General features: G+C 43.5%; 18 protein-coding genes. 13 read left to right on the top strand and 5 right to left on the bottom strand.

Annotated elements, in window-relative coordinates; translation table 11 throughout:
* Nucleotides 1–69: 69 nt before the first annotated feature.
* Complete coding sequence (locus tag FTU95_RS11720; RefSeq protein ID WP_005095791.1) at nucleotides 70–525, bottom strand: Hsp20 family protein; 456 nt, start codon at nucleotides 523–525, stop codon at nucleotides 70–72.
* A gap of 281 nt (nucleotides 526–806) precedes the next feature.
* Here FTU95_RS11720 and FTU95_RS11715 point away from each other — a divergent pair, with 281 nt between their 5' ends.
* From FTU95_RS11715 to rplT, 5 genes are all read left to right on the top strand, one after another.
* Nucleotides 807–1,427, top strand: a complete 621-nt coding sequence (locus tag FTU95_RS11715) for a glutathione binding-like protein (RefSeq protein WP_005095793.1) — start codon at nucleotides 807–809, stop codon at nucleotides 1,425–1,427.
* A 74-nt stretch (nucleotides 1,428–1,501) separates the two neighbouring features.
* On the top strand, nucleotides 1,502–1,792 hold the full coding sequence (locus FTU95_RS11710) for a hypothetical protein (RefSeq protein WP_005095794.1): 291 nt from the start codon (nucleotides 1,502–1,504) through the stop codon (nucleotides 1,790–1,792).
* A gap of 7 nt (nucleotides 1,793–1,799) precedes the next feature.
* On the top strand, nucleotides 1,800–2,222 hold the full coding sequence (locus FTU95_RS11705; protein ID WP_180078584.1) for a YqaA family protein: 423 nt from the start codon (nucleotides 1,800–1,802) through the stop codon (nucleotides 2,220–2,222).
* 196 nt (nucleotides 2,223–2,418) lie between these two features.
* A complete protein-coding gene (gene rpmI / locus FTU95_RS11700) occupies nucleotides 2,419–2,613 on the top strand; it encodes a 50S ribosomal protein L35 (RefSeq protein ID WP_004278281.1) in 195 nt (64 codons plus the stop codon).
* A gap of 11 nt (nucleotides 2,614–2,624) precedes the next feature.
* Nucleotides 2,625–2,984 (top strand): 50S ribosomal protein L20, encoded by a 360-nt coding sequence (gene rplT / locus FTU95_RS11695; protein ID WP_005095799.1) that lies wholly within the window; start codon nucleotides 2,625–2,627, stop codon nucleotides 2,982–2,984.
* A 455-nt stretch (nucleotides 2,985–3,439) separates the two neighbouring features.
* Here the strand turns inward: rplT and FTU95_RS11690 are convergent, their stop codons facing one another.
* Nucleotides 3,440–4,462: a hypothetical protein gene (locus FTU95_RS11690; RefSeq protein ID WP_180078582.1), complete on the bottom strand. Its 1,023-nt coding sequence runs from the start codon at nucleotides 4,460–4,462 to the stop codon at nucleotides 3,440–3,442.
* 158 nt (nucleotides 4,463–4,620) lie between these two features.
* Between FTU95_RS11690 and pheS the strand changes: the two genes are divergently transcribed.
* From pheS to FTU95_RS11675, 3 genes are all read left to right on the top strand, one after another.
* Nucleotides 4,621–5,601 carry a phenylalanine--tRNA ligase subunit alpha gene (gene pheS, locus FTU95_RS11685; RefSeq protein WP_005095803.1) on the top strand — a complete coding sequence of 327 codons (981 nt, stop codon included), beginning with the start codon at nucleotides 4,621–4,623 and terminating at the stop codon, nucleotides 5,599–5,601.
* 136 nt (nucleotides 5,602–5,737) lie between these two features.
* Nucleotides 5,738–8,119: a phenylalanine--tRNA ligase subunit beta gene (gene pheT, locus FTU95_RS11680; RefSeq protein WP_100357483.1), complete on the top strand. Its 2,382-nt coding sequence runs from the start codon at nucleotides 5,738–5,740 to the stop codon at nucleotides 8,117–8,119.
* Nucleotides 8,116–8,412 carry an integration host factor subunit alpha gene (locus FTU95_RS11675; RefSeq protein ID WP_004783565.1) on the top strand — a complete coding sequence of 99 codons (297 nt, stop codon included), beginning with the start codon at nucleotides 8,116–8,118 and terminating at the stop codon, nucleotides 8,410–8,412. The genes pheT and FTU95_RS11675 overlap by 4 nt, the downstream gene beginning before the upstream one ends.
* A gap of 102 nt (nucleotides 8,413–8,514) precedes the next feature.
* Here the strand turns inward: FTU95_RS11675 and FTU95_RS11670 are convergent, their stop codons facing one another.
* From FTU95_RS11670 to trxA, 3 genes are all read right to left on the bottom strand, one after another.
* The gene (locus FTU95_RS11670; RefSeq protein ID WP_004647530.1) at nucleotides 8,515–8,802 is read right to left on the bottom strand and encodes a hypothetical protein; all 288 of its coding nucleotides are present in this window, start codon (nucleotides 8,800–8,802) and stop codon (nucleotides 8,515–8,517) included.
* A gap of 402 nt (nucleotides 8,803–9,204) precedes the next feature.
* Complete coding sequence (rho, locus tag FTU95_RS11665; RefSeq protein WP_005095808.1) at nucleotides 9,205–10,473, bottom strand: transcription termination factor Rho; 1,269 nt, start codon at nucleotides 10,471–10,473, stop codon at nucleotides 9,205–9,207.
* 322 nt (nucleotides 10,474–10,795) lie between these two features.
* Nucleotides 10,796–11,122: a thioredoxin gene (gene trxA, locus FTU95_RS11660; protein WP_004278266.1), complete on the bottom strand. Its 327-nt coding sequence runs from the start codon at nucleotides 11,120–11,122 to the stop codon at nucleotides 10,796–10,798.
* A 259-nt stretch (nucleotides 11,123–11,381) separates the two neighbouring features.
* Here trxA and ppx point away from each other — a divergent pair, with 259 nt between their 5' ends.
* Genes ppx through FTU95_RS11635 form a run of 5 tightly spaced genes read left to right on the top strand, consistent with a single transcriptional unit; the run spans nucleotide 11,382 to nucleotide 16,501 of the window.
* Nucleotides 11,382–12,902, top strand: a complete 1,521-nt coding sequence (gene ppx, locus FTU95_RS11655) for an exopolyphosphatase (RefSeq protein WP_074384073.1) — start codon at nucleotides 11,382–11,384, stop codon at nucleotides 12,900–12,902.
* A 30-nt stretch (nucleotides 12,903–12,932) separates the two neighbouring features.
* Nucleotides 12,933–13,757, top strand: coding sequence for an acetyl-CoA carboxylase carboxyltransferase subunit alpha (locus tag FTU95_RS11650; protein ID WP_005095813.1), 825 nt, complete (start codon nucleotides 12,933–12,935; stop codon nucleotides 13,755–13,757).
* Nucleotides 13,694–15,070 carry a tRNA lysidine(34) synthetase TilS gene (gene tilS, locus FTU95_RS11645; RefSeq protein ID WP_100534577.1) on the top strand — a complete coding sequence of 459 codons (1,377 nt, stop codon included), beginning with the start codon at nucleotides 13,694–13,696 and terminating at the stop codon, nucleotides 15,068–15,070. Before FTU95_RS11650 ends, tilS begins: the two co-directional genes overlap by 64 nt.
* Nucleotides 15,071–15,072: 2 nt before the next feature.
* Nucleotides 15,073–15,912, top strand: coding sequence for a pyrroline-5-carboxylate reductase (gene proC / locus FTU95_RS11640; RefSeq protein WP_005095818.1), 840 nt, complete (start codon nucleotides 15,073–15,075; stop codon nucleotides 15,910–15,912).
* A gap of 19 nt (nucleotides 15,913–15,931) precedes the next feature.
* Nucleotides 15,932–16,501 carry a YggT family protein gene (locus FTU95_RS11635; protein WP_005095820.1) on the top strand — a complete coding sequence of 190 codons (570 nt, stop codon included), beginning with the start codon at nucleotides 15,932–15,934 and terminating at the stop codon, nucleotides 16,499–16,501.
* Nucleotides 16,502–16,868 lie beyond the last annotated feature (367 nt).

Genomic DNA, 16,868 nt, shown 5'->3' with positions numbered 1-16,868 from the left:
AATGAGCTTAGAGAATCTGGAGTCAAAAAGAAAGGCCCTTTTGGGCCCTTCTTTTAAGTCAAATCCAGCTTATTCAACTGATTTTTCATCATTTTCGATCAGCAGTTTATTGCCAATCGGAATTTGGCGCGGCAATTTCTCTTCTGGAATGATACGTTGCAAGTCAATGATCAATAGACCATTTTCATAATCTGCCTGTTGTACTTCAATATATTCATCCAGACGCAAAGACAATTTAAATGTACGTCGTGCAATGCCTTTGTGCAAGAATTCGGTATGGTCATTGCTCTGGTTTTCAGGCTTACCTAAAATGGTCAGTAACTTATTTTCCAGACGAATGTCGAGTTCTTCCTGACGGAAACCCGCAGTTGCGACCACAATCCGATAATTATTTTCGCCATGCTTTTCGATATTATACGGGGGATAATTCGGCGCATCACTTTGCATGGCATAGTCAATAAAGTCATTCAAGCGATCAAAACCGATACTACGACGAAACAGAGGATGAAGATTTAAGTTGCTCATGATTAGAACCTTCTCGATTAAGCAAAGTTATAAAAACAAGAAAATAAGATCTGTCATGTCAGACATCGACAGTACATAAGATTGACGCAATCCTTATGCACAAATAAATATGTGTCTGCTGTAAAAATTTTCAAGATAAAAAATAAAAAAATACATGAATTTTTATTAAGATAATGATATTTATATAAAAATATTTTTGAAATACAGGCTTGTTGTTTCTGGCTGAATCCTCTATGTTGAATGCATCATGGCATAGATAAAGTGCAGGGAGTATTAAAAAAATGATCGATTTATATTATTGGGGCACCCCCAACGGCCATAAAATTAGCATTGCTTTGGAAGAAATGGGGCTGAAGTATCAAATTTTTCCGATTAATATTCTGGAAAATGACCAGTTCCAGTCTGACTTTCTGGCTATTTCTCCTAACAATAAAATTCCGGCGATTGTCGATCAGGAAGGGCCAGATGGCCAGCCGATTTCAATCTTTGAATCGGGTGCGATTTTGCAGTATTTAGGTCGTAAAACCGGCATGTTCTATCCGACAGATGAAATCAAACGTATTCAGGTAGAACAATGGCTGATGTGGCAAATGGGTGGACTAGGCCCGATGCTTGGGCAAAATCATCACTTTAGCCGTTTTGCGCCTGAACGTATCGCCTATGCCACCGAGCGTTATGTCAATGAAAGCAAACGTCTGTATGGCGTGTTAAACAAGCAGCTGGTCGGGCAGGATTATGTGGCTGGTGAATATTCGATTGCCGATATGGCGATATTCCCGTGGTTGTTGCGACACGACTGGCAGCAGATTAATCTGGCAGATTATCCTGAAGTGGCTAAATATATCGATCGCTTGAATGCACGTCCTGCGGTTCAGAAAGCGCTTGCTATACAGGTCAGTTAAGCTGCAGCCTTTATGCTAAAATAGCCTTAAATAAATAAAGCCACCCTTAAGGTGGTTTTTTATTGGATGGATATATGAACGATTTTCTTCTGAATTTTACCAAGATTGTTGAAAGCAATACCCGAATTTACTGGAGTATTCTCTTCGGTATTGCTGCATGTTTAGTGCTTTATATTGCTGAAATTGTACATATTGATCAGGTAATTGCTGCTCTCAATACCAAAGATCAGCAGATTTTGCGTGCAGCGATTGAACCCATTACCCAGCAGTATAAATGGGGACGGATCATGGCAATGGTGGCAGCAGTACTGTGGTCCAGCTGGGAATATAGCAAAGCCAAGAAAAAACTGCGTTTAAGCCATTAATACTGGCATGAGCCTGTTTCTGCTCTTTCTATCAGCCTTCGGTGCAGCGACATTACTGCCTTTACAGTCTGAAGCTGTGCTGCTTGGTCTTTTGGTACAGGCAAGCCATAGTGTGGCACTGTTAATTGCGGTGGCCAGTCTAGGGAATATTCTGGGTTCCTGTGTCAACTGGTATCTGGGGCTAAAAATTGAGCATTATAAAAATAGAAAATGGTTTCCGGTGTCAGAAGACAAGATGCTCAAGGCACAAATGATATATCAGAAATATGGCTATTGGTCTTTGCTGCTGAGCTGGGTGCCTATTATTGGAGATCCCATTACTTTAATTGCAGGACTACTGAAAGAAAACTTTGCCCGATTTTTGCTTATTGTTAGCCTGGCGAAAATTGGACGTTATTTGTTTATTTATACGGCTTTTGCCCTGTTCTAAACCTGAAGCGATTTTCCTGATTCCGTTTTGCGCACTATTTTTAAAGTGAAATTATAAAACCATCCTGTTTAAATTCGCTTATTGGATGAAGATGCTTTTGTTTTAAACAAAGATGCTTTAGAATACTCGCTCCCTTACCTGCAGGTCGTTTTGTAATGGTGCAAACGAGCCGAACAGGTGTTCAAAAGAGGTTGTTATGCCTAAGATGAAAACTCGCCGTGGTGCAGCTAAACGCTTTAAAGCGACTGCTAACGGTTTTAAGCGTAAACAAGCGTTCAAACGCCACATTTTGACCAAAAAATCTGCTAAGCGTATTCGTCAATTGCGCGGCTGTGTAATGGTTCACGTAAGTGACGTTGCTTCAGTTCGTCGTATGTGCCCGTACATCTAAGGAGATTATAAATGGCTCGTGTAAAACGTGGTGTACAGGCTCATCGCCGTCACAAAAAAATTCTTGCTCGCGCTAAAGGTTACTATGGTGCTCGTTCACGCGTTTACCGCGTAGCGTTCCAGGCGGTAATCAAAGCTGGTCAATATGCATACCGTGACCGTCGTCAGAAGAAACGTCAATTCCGCGCTTTGTGGATTGCACGTATCAATGCTGGTGCACGTCAAAACGGTTTGTCATACAGCCGCATGATTTCTGGCTTGAAAAAAGCTCAAGTAATCATCGACCGTCGCGTTCTTGCTGACATCGCTATGCATGACGCAGTTGCGTTTGCTGCGATTGCTCAAAAAGCAAAAGATGCGTTGGCTGCATAAGTCTTTATGACTTGAAAAAAGACCGCCATTTGGCGGTCTTTTTTTGCCTGAAAAATGGGAAATAGCTAATGCGCGATTTTCGTGAAATATGGTCGCCCATCGATCAGACTAAAAAAAGTTAAGTTTGCGAATAACGACACCGATACTATTTCAGAAAAATGGGCTGAAACTAATACTGTAATCTGCTTGAATTTAACCTTTTATTCCCATCTTTACTGATCAATAAAAAGAGCATTATCTCGAGCGCTGAGTAAAAAATAATTGCGATTAAATTCAAATAATCGAAAAAATATCAAACCCTGGTTGAGTCGAGATTCAATTGTTTGATGGATGATCAAAACTCATCGCGAAAACCGACAGCATTATTTCAAGCTCATCTCTGCTGTCGAATATCAATATATCCACTGGATTCGGCTAAGTTTTATCCAAGAAGTTAATATTTTCTTGCTGAAATCTTAAAGACCAAAATAGTAGCCAATCAGACAGATAATCACGGTAATCACAATCAAGGTCAGTACATTTGCAGAATTAGATTTGCCCGGATCTTGAGGTTTTTCCGCTTTAGATATTTTGGGTGAACGGTGTTCGGTACTCATACCCACAAATGGGTCAGGCGCAACTTTTGGGGTGAGCTGTGCAGTTTTATAGTGGTTGGCAACTTTGCTGATGAATTTGGCACTTAAATCATCAATTTTTTGTGAAAAGTGGCGTAAATTGAGCTGCTGATCTGGGCTCAGGACTTCACCATCTGACGTATAGGGGTGTTGAATTTTAGTTTGAATAAACTCATTTAAGGCATCTAGCCGGTATAAAGTCTGATGCGCATAATCAGTTGAATAGTCGGTTGGAATCAGGGCCAAATGACTTTCTGTATCTGCCTGAATTGCCGGTATCGTGCCGTAGTATGGAAGATTGGTATACGCCGGTTCTATAAAATCTTGAGCTAGGCTGCTTTCAAATAACTCATAATTGGTATAAGCCTGGATATCGTCCCAGTTCGGTGCTTCCAGATCTGTGTCAATACGCTTGGCCAGTTTGGGATTCAGCTCATAACACCAGAATGTTTCATGACGTAAAGGGGATTGCTGCGATTTAGGCGCTTCGTAATCATTGTCTGCGCTATACCATTCCGGCAATTCTTTGCCAATAATCCAGGCAGTTTTGGCTTTGGCACCATGGCTGACGATAAAATGCGCCAGAGGTAGCAGCTCGACATTGGCATTCGGATTTTTTTCATCAACCAGTAAATCCGAGCGATGCAAGCTCAGTCGGCGAACCCCTTGTTTTTTCAGTCCTTCCAGCCAAATCTGAAAATGCTGGGCCAATAGGTGCTGTGACATCAGATCCCGGAAGGCAAACTGATGCTGATTAAAAATGGAATGTTGAATCCAACGATTGAAACTCAGGTCCTGAGTCAGATACTCATTGCCATAAGTGACCAAGGTCAGCTGCTGTTTCCAAATTTGATCGAGTGCCATAGTGATTTGATCTGATTGATATTGTGTTTATCTTATACTTTTTATATTTAATCATGCCAATCTAATTTTCCTTAAAACGTATCTTCATCAAAGTGTCTAAAAACTGTTAGAATGTGGGGTTTTAAAATATTTTTTAACCTGTTGCTTTGAGAGTTACTATGTCACTGGAAGCCCTGACCACTGAAGCGCTCGCTGCGATTGCAGCAGCAGAAGACCTTGCTGCACTTGATCAAGTACGAGTGCAATTTACGGGGAAAAAAAGCCAGCTCGCGGAACAATCTAAGTCGCTTGGTAAAATGGATCCTGAACAACGTAAAGTCTTCGGTGCACAAATCCATGCTGTGCGTGAAGCCATTACCGCTGCATTAACATCACGTCAAGCTGAACTGCATAAAGCGGCGTTAGAACAAAAATTGGCAAGCGAAACCATTGATATTACCTTGCCCGGTCGTGGTCAACAGGTGGGCAGTATCCACCCTGTGACCCAGGTACAAGAGCGTATTTGTCAGTTCTTTACCAAAGCCGGTTTTACGGTAGCGACTGGTCCTGAAGTTGAAGATGACTATCATAACTTTGAAGCGCTGAATATTCCGGGGCATCACCCGGCGCGTGCCATGCATGACACCTTTTACTTCGATGTAAATCATTTGCTACGTACGCATACGTCTGGTGTACAGATCCGCACGATGGAAACACAACAGCCACCGATCCAGATCGTGTGTCCGGGTCGTGTCTATCGTTGTGACTCGGATCAAACCCATTCGCCAATGTTCCATCAGATCGAAGGTTTGTATGTGGCTGAAAATACCAGCTTCGCAGAACTGAAAGGTTTGTTGATTAACCTGCTGAATGAATTCTTCGAAAAAGATTTGAAAGTACGCTTCCGTCCATCTTATTTCCCGTTCACTGAGCCGAGTGCTGAAGTGGATATCATGGATGAACGCGGTCGCTGGTTAGAAGTTTTGGGCTGCGGTATGGTGCATCCAAATGTGCTACAAGCTGCCGGCATTGACCCTGAGAAATACAAAGGCTTTGCTTTCGGACTGGGCGTAGAACGTTTTGCGATGTTGCGCTACGGTGTGAACGACTTACGTATGTTCTTCCAGAATGATGTGCGTTTCTTACGCCAGTTTGCTTAAAACTTTTTATTTAATCCTCTCCTAACCTCTCCTTTAAGAAAGGAGAGGGACTCCACGAAATAAATGGGGTTCTCCCCCTTAGAAAAGGGGGAGTCAGAGGGGGATTCTAGAGATTTGAATTACAGGTTTTATATCAATGAAAATTAGCGAAAATTGGCTACGCACATGGGTCAACCCAGCCATCGATAGCGACAAACTTTCTGATCAATTGACCATGTTGGGTCTTGAAGTCGATGAACTTGCACCTGCAGCAAAAGCATTTACAGGCGTAGTGGTTGGTGAAGTTCTGACAGTAGAACAACATCCAGATGCAGACCGTTTACGTGTGACCACTGTGAATATCGGTACAGCTGAGCCATTACAAATCGTCTGTGGCGCGCCAAACGTACGTGTAGGCATGAAAGCGCCTGTAGCAACCATTGGTGCGGTATTGCCGGGTGATTTCAAAATCAAGAAAGGCAAGCTACGTGGTATTGAGTCTCAAGGGATGCTGTGCGGCGCTTCTGAGATTGATCTCGAAGATAAAATTGACGGTCTGTTAGAGCTACCAGACGACGCAGCTGTGGGTGTCAACATTCGTGAATATCTGGATCTTGATGACAATGTGATTGACATCAGTATCACGCCGAACCGTGGTGACTGTTTCAGCATTCGCGGGATCGCACGTGAAATTGGTGTGATTAACCAATTGCCAGTGACTGCGCCTGAAATTAAAGAAGTGACTGCAACCATTGCTGATGAAAAGCAGGTTGTAGTCAGCACTGAAGGCTGTCCACGTTACTTAGGTCGTGTGATCAAAAACGTCAATACCAAGGCAGCGACTCCTGTATGGATGGAACGCGCATTAGCACGTTCAGGTATTCGTCAGCACAGTATTCTGGTCGATATTACCAACTATGTCTTGATGGAGCTGGGTCAACCGCTACATGCATTTGATGCTGCTAAGGTGCAAGGCGCAGTCCATGTACGTCAAGCCACTGCGGACGAAAAACTTGTGCTTTTAAACGAGCAAGAAGTTGAGCTTTCTGACAACGTGATGGTGATTGCGGATGACGAAAAAGCATTGGCGATTGCCGGTATCATGGGTGGCCTGTCTTCAGCAGTCAGCGATGCAACCACTGAAATTTTCCTGGAATCTGCTTTCTTCGCGCCATTACATATTGCCGGTCGTGCCCGTAGCTTTGGTTTACATACGGATGCCTCACAACGTTATGAACGTGGTGTGGACTTTGAATTGCCATTAATTGCAATGCACCGTGCATCTCAGCTTATTTCTGAGCTGGCTGGCGGTGAATTCGGACCAATCACCGTGGCGGAAAAAGCTGAACTTTTGCCAAAACGTGATGCGATTGAATTAAACCAAGCTCAAGTCGATCAGTTATTAGGTTATAAAGTTGAAAGCGACTTTATTACTGATGCATTGACACGCCTTGGTTGCACGGTGACGGTAAAAGCAGAAGGCGAATGGTCTGTAGTTCCGCCATCACATCGTTATGATATGGCGATTTATCAGGATTTGATTGAAGAAGTTGCACGTATTCATGGCTATGACAACATTCAAATCAGTCTGCCTGTGATTGATGTGAAGTTGGCAAAATACCAGGATCAGTTTGAACTGGGTCAATTACGTCAAACGGCGGTGACTTTAGGCTATCAAGAGGCGATCAGTTTTAGCTTCGCTGACTTGAAGCTTGAAAAGCAACTTAATTCCGGTGTGAATCCATTAGCATTAGCAAATCCAATTTCAAGTGATTTGGCTGTCATGCGTTCTACCTTGTTGTCTAGTCTGATCCCTTGTGTTCAGTACAATGTTAACCGTCAGCAAAGCCGTGTACGCTTCTTTGAACTGGGTTTACGTTTTGACTATCAGGAAGCCAGCAGCATTCATGATTTAAAACAGATTCCAACCTTTGCGCTGATTGCAACCGGTTCACGTCATGTTGAATCTTGGCATGCTAAACCTGCTGCAATGGACTTCTTTGACTTTAAAGGTGATGTAGAAGAAATTCTGGCTGCCGGCCGTGTCAAAGTAGAATATGTACGTTCAGAGCGTAGCTGGTTACACCCAGGTCAATCCGCAGAAATTCTCGTGAATGGTCAATCAATTGGTTACCTAGGGCGTCTACATCCTTCTCTGGAAGACGAGCTTGATCTGGCAACGACTTGGGTGGCAGAATTGGATCAAACGGCTGTTTTGCAAACTTATGTATCTAATTTTACAGAATTATCACGTTTTCCATCGGTTCGACGTGATATTGCGCTTTTAATTAGTGATAAGATTAATGTTAGCGAAATTCAGGGACTTATCGAAAAAACAGGTGGGGAGCTTTTAGACTCGACGTGGTTATTCGATGTGTACACTGGACAAGGAGTAGAAGAAGGGAAACGCTCACTGGCATTTGCACTTCTCTGGCAGCATCCAAGCCGTACACTGGAAGATGCTGAAATTAAATCAGGTATGGATAATATCCTTCAAGTGTTAGAAAACACTTACCAAGCGACATTGAGGGCTTCATGACAGCACTAACTAAAGCAGAAATGGCTGATCATTTAAGTGAGCTCACGAGTTTAAACCGTCGTGAAGCAAAACAAATGGTTGAGTTGTTTTTCGATGAGATCAGCCAAGCGCTGATCTCAGGCGAACAAGTAAAACTTTCGGGTTTTGGTAACTTCGAGTTGCGTGATAAGCGTCAACGTCCAGGCCGTAATCCTAAAACGGGTGAAGAAATTCCGATTTCTGCACGCCGTGTGGTGACCTTCCGTGCGGGACAGAAGTTCCGTCAACGTGTGGGAAATGAGCAGATCAACTGATCTGCTTTTTTTAAATTCTGTTATTTTTCTAAATTTCAGTTTTTAAAATAAAAAAAAAGAGAGCTCAAGGCTCTCTTTTTTTGTACTGAATAATCTAAAAGATTATTGAGCAGCAGCTTCAGAAGCAGCAGTAGCGTCAGCAGCAGCGTCAACAGCAACAGCAGCAGCAGCGTCAGCTTCAGCAACAGCAGCAGTTTCAGAAGCAGCAACTTCAGAAGTAGCTTCTACAGCAGCAGCGTCAGCAGCAGCTTCAGCTTCAGAAGCAGCTTCTACAGCTTCAGATGCAGCTTGGTTAGCGTCAGCAGCAGCGTCGTCAGCTTTTTTAGCACAACCAACGAAAGCTAGAGTAGTAGCAACTGCAGCAGCAATAGCGATTTTTTTGAATAACATGGCATCACTCTCTAAAAATTGAGATTAAAAAAAACCTAAGTTAGTCTGTTAAGTGCTTTTATTGTTCCTAATTGTGTTAGGGACTAACAACGCAGGAGCAGTCTAACTGGTCTGCAAATATGCTATCACTGCGCCTTTTTAATTGCTACTAGCAAGACTCAAAAAAGTACTGAAAAATGCTAAAAAATCATAAGTTTTTAACAGAAAATAACAATGGAATGAAACATTTAGATTGGAGAAAGGCTTGTTAAGTTTTTAAAAGTTATACAATTTTTAATTTGATTATTTTATTAATCAAAAACTTAAAAATAAGTTTACATAAATGAGGCTCGATTGTTTCATTGTGTAATTTATGTCAACCTAAAAAAAGGCCACCGCTTAGGTGACCTTTCATTTGAAATTTTAATTCGAGGCTTTGCGTTTCATCTGATCAAAGAAGTCATCATTGGTCTTGGTTTCTTTCATACGATCCAGTAAGAACTCCATCGCTGCCAATTCATCTTGAGTATGCAGCAGCTTACGCAGAATCCAGACTTTGCGCAGATTGTCTTCTGACATCAGGCGTTCTTCACGGCGAGTACCAGATTTCTTGATATTCATCGCAGGGAAGACACGTTTTTCAGCAATACGGCGATCCAGAGTAATTTCCTGGTTGCCTGTACCTTTGAATTCTTCGTAGATCACTTCATCCATCTTGCTGCCTGTTTCAATCAGGGCAGTAGAGATAATGGTGAGTGAACCACCTTCTTCAATATTACGTGCAGCACCGAAGAAACGTTTAGGACGTTCTAATGCATGCGCATCTACACCACCAGTCAAAACCTTGCCTGATGAAGGAATCACCGTGTTATACGCACGTGCCAGACGGGTAATCGAATCCAGTAGAATCACCACATCTTTTTTGTGCTCAACCAGACGTTTGGCTTTTTCAATCACCATTTCAGCGACTTGAACATGACGTGCAGGTGATTCATCAAAGGTCGACGCAACCACTTCACCGCGAACGGTACGTTCCATTTCGGTGACTTCTTCTGGACGTTCATCAATGAGAAGCACAATCAGAATAGCTTCTGGGTTATTACGAACAATCGATTGCGCAATACTTTGCAGCAACATGGTTTTACCGGCTTTTGGCGGTGCCACAATGATTGAACGTTGACCTTTACCAATCGGTGCCACCAAGTCGATCACACGTGTGGTTAAATCTTCAGTGGTACCATTACCGAGTTCCATCACCAGCTGTTCAGTCGGGAACAATGGGGTCAAGTTTTCGAATAAGATTTTATTACGTGAATTTTCAGGGGTGTCGTAGTTAATCTGATTAACTTTAAGTAAGGCAAAATAACGTTCGCCTTCTTTTGGTGGACGAATAGTGCCAGTAATGGTGTCGCCAGTACGTAGGTTAAAACGACGAATTTGAGAAGGACTGACATAGATATCGTCAGGGCCTGCTAAATAAGAACCTGCGGCTGAGCGTAAAAAGCCAAAACCATCTGACAAAATTTCTAGAACGCCATCACCAAAAATCTCTTCGCCATTCATTGCATGACGTTTTAAGATGGCAAAAATAATGTCTTGCTTACGGTTACGAGCCATACCTTCAAGGCCCATAAACTCGGCAATCTTGATGAGTTCGCCAATCGGTTTTTTCTTGAGTTCGGTTAAATTCATAGGTGGTCAGATAGAATCAAAGTTCTGAGGTACAGGTTAGAAAGGGAGTAACATTCGGCCGCATACAAGCATTCAAACGAAAGCAATTGAATTTGCAAAAGAACAATTCAGAGATCTGTTTGAGTGTTTCAAAGAAAAATGTGAAAAACAATTTCTATTGCCGAGCGGCATCTTATGTAATGTGTCTTGTAAGAAATTGGCAGGATTTAAGATCCTTTATCTCTTGAGTAGCAAATATAAGAGAAAATGTCGGCTTTGTCAATTTATAGCCGAAAAAAATACGCGATTGTCAGTCGCGTATTTTTTACTGAAAATGCTGGGCTTAGATATTGTCATCAATAAACGCAGTCAGTTTAGATTTTGGCGCAGCACCCACTTGAGTTGCAACAACTTCACCATTTTTGAACATCAACAAAGCCGGGATATTACGGATGTTGAAATTTACGGCAGTTTGTTCGCAAGAAGTTACGTCAACTTTCACGATTTTAACTTTGCCCTGGTATTCATCAGCAAGCACTTCTAGTACGGGTGCAATTGCTTTACATGGTGCACACCAGCCCGCCCAGAAGTCGACCAGTACAGGTACGTCTGATTGAAGAACGTCTGCTTCGAAGTTTGCGTCAGTAGTGTTTACGATGTTGCCAGACATGGAATGTGCTCCAGATTAATATTTTAAAGATAACTAATTATTAGTATTACATAGCCATCTTTAACAATGTAGGGGAATCTGTAAATTTTCAATGCTTAATGTTATTTTGTCTAATGGATGATCACGATAGTGATGATCGTGTCCTACTATTGTTCCCGATATAAAAAGAATCATGCATCAAATTGTCGCTACAAATGGCTTTTAAATTGCATGCATGTGAATTACTCTAAGCACAATTCGTTAAAGGTTTATTTCCGGAATGTCTGACTTTTTGATTGATGAAGAATTACTTGCCGCCATCGATATGGGATCAAATAGCTTTCATTTGGCCATCGCACGTGTAGATCATGGCGAAGTTAAAAAAGTGGCATCAATGTCAGAAAAAGTTCAGCTTGCCGCCGGACTCGATGAAAATAAAAATTTAACCGAAGCTGCACAGCAACGGGGTTTGGCCTGTCTGGCACGTTTTGTCGGACGTTTAGGTGCAGTTCAGCCAAATCGTTTACGGATTGTGGCGACCAATGCCTTGCGTCAAGCCAAAAATGGGCATGAATTTATTCAAAAAGCTGCAGAAATTCTACCCAAGCCAATCGAAATTATTGCCGGCCGTGAAGAAGCCCGTCTGATTTATCTCGGGGTTTCGCATACCATGGCCAACAGTGGTCGTCGTCTGGTGGTTGACATCGGTGGCGGTTCGACTGAGCTGATTATTGGTGAAGAGTTCGAGCCGATTCATACTGAATCGGTGCAGATGGGCTGTGTCGCCTTTACCAAGGCTTATTTTCAGGATGGTGAGATCAGTGCCAAAGCTTTTGATAAAGCGGTTACTGCGGCGCGTAAAGAAATCTCCGGAATTGCCAATACCTATAAAGAAGCCGGCTGGGATGCGGTGGTCGGTTCCAGTGGCACGATCAAGGCCTGTCGTCAGATTTGTATCAATATGGGCTGGAGCAATGACAAAGAACAGCTCACCCGTGAAGGCCTGGAAAAACTCAAAGACAAACTGCTCAAATATAAATATGTCTCGGATATGGAATTCGAAGGTCTCAAAGAAGACCGCCGCGCGGTATTGCCGGCTGGGATTGCCATTCTCTATGCTGTGTTTGATGTGCTCGGAATTAATCATCTGGTTTATTCGGATGGTGCGCTGCGTGAAGGCGTGATGTATGACTTGCTTGGCCGTTTCAAGCATGAAGATATCCGTGATCGTTCCGTACATGCCCTGATTGGTCGTTATAATGCCGATGCCAAACAGGCCGAGCGTGTGGTCCAGACTGCACAAAAACTGTTTAATGACGTGGAACATGAACTGGGCCTGACGATAGAGGATAGCGATCTGTTACGTCGTGCTGCCTATCTGCATGAGATTGGTTTGGCGATCAGCCATAGTGGTTATCATCGTCATGGTGCCTATTTATTACAACACTCCGATATTGCCGGTTTCTCACAAGTCGACCAAAATCATTTGTCACATTTGGTCGCACACCATCGCCGCAAATTGCGCGTTGATGCCAAGCATGATGTGATGAAAGTCGGTGGATCGAAACTTTTATGGTTATGTTTGCTGCTTCGTCTGTCGGTTTTGGTCAATCACAGTCGTAGTGATGAGATGCTTCCTGCCATTGAACTCAAGGTTGAAAATGCGCAACAATGGCAGCTCAGCGTGTCTGGTGATGCCCGACAATGGCCATTGCTGGTGGCTGAACTGCATGATGAACAGCAGCAATTTAAAAATTGGGAGATTGAACTCTCGATTCAATCCGAACAGTTTGTTAATTAATACCTTTATAGGGATGAAAACGGTTAACCTATGAAAAATAAAGCGACTCCATCAAAAGCATGGGCGACAGTGCAGATTGCACGTCATCCGGAACGTCCACAATTTCTGGACTATGTGGGTGAAATATTCACTGAATTTGATGCTTTACATGGTGACCGCCTATATGGTGATGATGGTGCGATGATCGGTGGTCTGGCTCGTTTTGATGGTCAACCGGTGATGATCGTCGGTCAGCATCGTGGTCGTAGTACCCGTGAAAAATTACAGCATAATTTTGGCATGAGTAACCCTGAGGGTTATCGTAAGGCGCAGCGTCTGTTAGATATGGCTGAACGTTTTAATCTGCCAGTCTTCACCTTTATTGATACCATGGGTGCTTATCCGGGAGTTGGTGCAGAAGAACGTGGTCAGGCTGAAGCCATTGCCACCAGTCTGGCGCAGCTTTCCAATTTGAAAGTACCGGTGATTGCAACTGTACTCGGTGAAGGCGGTTCAGGTGGCGCACTGGGTATTGGTGTGGCAGACCGTGTGGTGATGCTGTCTCACAGTATCTATTCAGTGATTTCACCTGAAGGCTGTGCATCGATTCTTTGGAAAACTGCCGAAAAAGCCGAACAGGCCAGTGAAGCCTTGGCGCTGACTGCAGAAAAATTGCAGAAAATGGGCATTGTAGAATATGTGGTGGATGAAGGTGAGGGCGCTCATTTAAATCCGGATCATGTCATGAACAGCTTGAAAGCAGTGTTGAAAGAAGCTTTGAATGAACTGCAACCAATGGAAGCGCAAGCACGATGCGAAGCACGTTACCAACGTTTAATGAAGTTTGGCAGCGACAATTTAGGTCTGGTTTCTTAAAACAGCTGCAGGGCTTTCCTGCAGAGACAAAATTTCTCATCGGGTGCAGTGGCGGCGTAGATTCTATGCTGCTACTGCATCTGATGTTTTTTTTATGCCCGGAAAAAGTTCGGGCGATTTATGTCGATCATCAATTACAAGTTTTCAGTGCAGATTGGGGTAAGTTCGTGGCTGATCGATGCCAGCAACTGAGTATTCCCTGCATCATCCAGCCGGTTCGGGTCGAAAATGGCAATCTGGAACAGCAAGCGCGTCATTGCCGTTATCAGGCTTATTTACAACATTTGCAAACGGATGAAATTCTGGTGTTGGCGCATCATCAACAGGATCAGGCAGAAACCTTAATGCTACGTTTATTGTCTGGTGCTGGCGTGGATGGTTTGGCGGCCATGAAACAGGTTGATGTACGTGAAAATCTCACCATTTGGCGGCCACTGCTGGATATTTCCCGTGAGCAGATTTGCCAATGGGCAAAACACTTAAATATTCAAAATATTGAAGATCCGAGCAATGCTGATACCCATTATGACCGGGCCTGGGCACGCCAGACCTTGTGGCCAGTTTTGAGTGAACGTTATCCGAAAATGCAGTCTGCGCTGGTACGCACCAGTGAACTGATGCAAGATGCCCAGGAAATTTTGCAAGAAGTATTACAACAAGATTTACAGGCGTGTGGAACCGATACGCAACTTGATTTGTCTAAACTTCTACAACTGTCAAGATCACGGCAACGCCAGTTACTCTCCGCCTGGATGAAAGGCGAAGCGCAGTATCGCCCCTCTTTAGATATGGTCGAGCGTCTGCAACGCGAGGTAATTCATGCCAAACCCGATGCGCAGGCGGCCTTACACTGGAAAGATTATTACTATGTACGCTATCAGCAGCAACTATATCGTTTGACAGAAGAGGTTTATTTGGCCGAGCAGCAACAGCTTCAAACTGGCCTAAAAACCTTGAAAATTGCGTTAAAAGATCATGTGCAGGTCTTGTCCGGAAAATATGTCATTGAATCTGCAAAGGTGGGTTTATCCACAGCTTTATTGCAGCAGCCCTTATACTTGCAGCAGCGTCAGGGGGGTGAAAAGATCCATCTCTATGGTCGTGTTGGCGCCTGGCCGCTGAAAAAAGCCATTCAGGAAGCGCAAATATTTCCTTGGGTTCGGCATACTATTCAAATATTAAGCACAGATAATGTTATGCTAGGCGTGTTTACCCCTAAAGGATTTTGGTTGGCCCAATCTGCATATTGTGAAGCAGGGGGATGGCTGCCGATTTCGGTTTCTTCAACTTTAGAACTCAACAACGAGCATTAAACATGAGTGCAGCTTTAAATTGTAATATTAGTTTTATTGGTGGCGGTAATATGGCCCAAGCCTTAATTGGCGGCCTGATTTCGCGTGGTTTGCCAACAACACGTATTACAGTTTCTGATCCGGTCGAACAAGTCCGTGCCTTACTGGCGGAAAAAGAAATCAACGTGACCGATGATAATAGCGCTGCAATTCAGGATGCAGATATTGTGGTGTTTGCGGTAAAGCCTCAAGTTTTGGCACAAGTGTTACAGCCTTTAAAAGGTCTGGTCAATGATAAGCTGATTATTTCCATTGTTGCCGGTGCGGAAATAGCGACATTGGCAAGCTTATTGGGGACAGCGCGTATTGTACGGGTCATGCCGAATACGCCAGCCTTGGTACAAACCGGGGCGCATGGTCTATACGCCCATGAAGATGTAGAAAATAGTGACCGTGATTTGGCCAGTCAGGTTTTAGCCTCTACGGGCTTGACCATTTGGGTGAATTCAGAAGCGCAAATTGATGCGGTGACTGCTGTATCGGGTTCGGGGCCGGCTTACTTTTTCTATATGATGGAAAGTATGATTCGTGCGGGCAAAAATTTAGGGCTGGATGAAAAAGTGGCTACGGCGCTGACCTTGCAAACGGCTTTAGGTGCGGCACAAATGGCGATCACCAGTTCGAACACCCCAGCCGAGCTGCGTAAAAATGTGACCTCTCCAAATGGAACGACACAGGCAGCCCTTGAAGTCTTCGATCGCGCCCAGATTTCTCAAAATATTCAGGCCGCACTTGCCGCTGCACAAAAACGCAGTCAAGAACTGGCACAAGAGCTCAGTGAAAGCAGCAAATCTTCAGTTTAATTTTTAGGAACGTTCAAGTATGGGTGCAAATTCTGCGCTAATTTTTGGCATTATCATTAACGTCGCGATTTTGCTCGTATTCTTCCGATTTTTAATGCAATTGGCTGCTGTCAGCCCCTACAATCCCGTGGTTCTTTCGACTGTAAAAGCCACTAAAATTGTAGATGTGTTTGGTCGAATTTTCCCAACTTTGGCCAAAGGCCGTGTCAATACTGCCGCTTTGGCATTATTGGTGGTACTGTATTTGCTGAAAATTTTCGGCATGATGTATCTCTCTGGTGGCATGCCGAATGGTCCTGTGCATTTACTGATTTTGACCTTTGTCACCATGATGCAGGACTTGATCCGTTTCTGTCGTTATTTGATTTTCGCTACGATTATCTTAAGTTGGGTGGTGATGTTTACCCAGTCTCGTTCACCGTATATTGAAGTGGTTCAGGAGTTGGCTGAACCATTGCTGGCACCTTTCCGTAAGATTATGCCAAATATGGGGATGATCGATCTCTCTCCAATTTTTGCTATTTTAACCTTGATCATCATTGAAATGATCATGAATCAGGTGGCAATTGTATTGTTGACCGGACTTTAATCGGATTCAAATAAAAAGGACGCTGAGGCGTCCTTTTTATTTGCGCCTCCCTTTTCTAAAGGGAGGTTGGGAGGGGTTTAAATTTCCCCAAACCCCTCTTTTTCAAAGAGGGGCTTTACCTTACATCTTCCAACTCAAAATTATGGACTTCAAGAAAGGCATAGGAATAAGTAAATGAAATTTTCTCTTCCTTTGGGATGAGGACTGTAGTGGTTTAATGAAGTTGGACACCAACTTAGGTGAACCGTACCGGGTTTGTCGGAGACTTTTTTATTTAAGTTAGGCCACCTGACCTAACGGATTAATCTTATCATAGTACATTGCTTCAAACTCAAAAGGCGATACATAACCCAGTGCACCGTGTACA

Origin of the sequence: Acinetobacter sp. YH12208, assembly GCF_013418055.1 — a bacterium.
GTDB classification, from domain to species: Bacteria; Pseudomonadota; Gammaproteobacteria; order Pseudomonadales; family Moraxellaceae; genus Acinetobacter; species Acinetobacter pseudolwoffii.
This window is presented reverse-complemented; position numbering and strand designations above follow the sequence as displayed.

Excerpts from the sequence above, each read along its gene's own strand:
- FTU95_RS11705 (WP_180078584.1), top strand. The coding sequence starts at position 1,800 with ATGAGCCTGTTTCTGCTCTTTCTATCAGCCTTCGGTGCAGCGACATTA.
- rpmI (WP_004278281.1), top strand. The coding sequence starts at position 2,419 with ATGCCTAAGATGAAAACTCGCCGTGGTGCAGCTAAACGCTTTAAAGCG.
- pheS (WP_005095803.1), top strand. The coding sequence starts at position 4,621 with ATGTCACTGGAAGCCCTGACCACTGAAGCGCTCGCTGCGATTGCAGCA.
- ppx (WP_074384073.1), top strand. The coding sequence starts at position 11,382 with ATGTCTGACTTTTTGATTGATGAAGAATTACTTGCCGCCATCGATATG.
- FTU95_RS11690 (WP_180078582.1), bottom strand. The coding sequence starts at position 4,462 with ATGGCACTCGATCAAATTTGGAAACAGCAGCTGACCTTGGTCACTTAT.
- FTU95_RS11710 (WP_005095794.1), top strand. The coding sequence starts at position 1,502 with ATGAACGATTTTCTTCTGAATTTTACCAAGATTGTTGAAAGCAATACC.
- rplT (WP_005095799.1), top strand. The coding sequence starts at position 2,625 with ATGGCTCGTGTAAAACGTGGTGTACAGGCTCATCGCCGTCACAAAAAA.
- FTU95_RS11670 (WP_004647530.1), bottom strand. The coding sequence starts at position 8,802 with ATGTTATTCAAAAAAATCGCTATTGCTGCTGCAGTTGCTACTACTCTA.
- trxA (WP_004278266.1), bottom strand. The coding sequence starts at position 11,122 with ATGTCTGGCAACATCGTAAACACTACTGACGCAAACTTCGAAGCAGAC.
- rho (WP_005095808.1), bottom strand. The coding sequence starts at position 10,473 with ATGAATTTAACCGAACTCAAGAAAAAACCGATTGGCGAACTCATCAAG.
- FTU95_RS11650 (WP_005095813.1), top strand. The coding sequence starts at position 12,933 with ATGAAAAATAAAGCGACTCCATCAAAAGCATGGGCGACAGTGCAGATT.
- tilS (WP_100534577.1), top strand. The coding sequence starts at position 13,694 with ATGCGAAGCACGTTACCAACGTTTAATGAAGTTTGGCAGCGACAATTT.
- FTU95_RS11720 (WP_005095791.1), bottom strand. The coding sequence starts at position 525 with ATGAGCAACTTAAATCTTCATCCTCTGTTTCGTCGTAGTATCGGTTTT.
- FTU95_RS11675 (WP_004783565.1), top strand. The coding sequence starts at position 8,116 with ATGACAGCACTAACTAAAGCAGAAATGGCTGATCATTTAAGTGAGCTC.
- pheT (WP_100357483.1), top strand. The coding sequence starts at position 5,738 with ATGAAAATTAGCGAAAATTGGCTACGCACATGGGTCAACCCAGCCATC.
- proC (WP_005095818.1), top strand. The coding sequence starts at position 15,073 with ATGAGTGCAGCTTTAAATTGTAATATTAGTTTTATTGGTGGCGGTAAT.
- FTU95_RS11635 (WP_005095820.1), top strand. The coding sequence starts at position 15,932 with ATGGGTGCAAATTCTGCGCTAATTTTTGGCATTATCATTAACGTCGCG.
- FTU95_RS11715 (WP_005095793.1), top strand. The coding sequence starts at position 807 with ATGATCGATTTATATTATTGGGGCACCCCCAACGGCCATAAAATTAGC.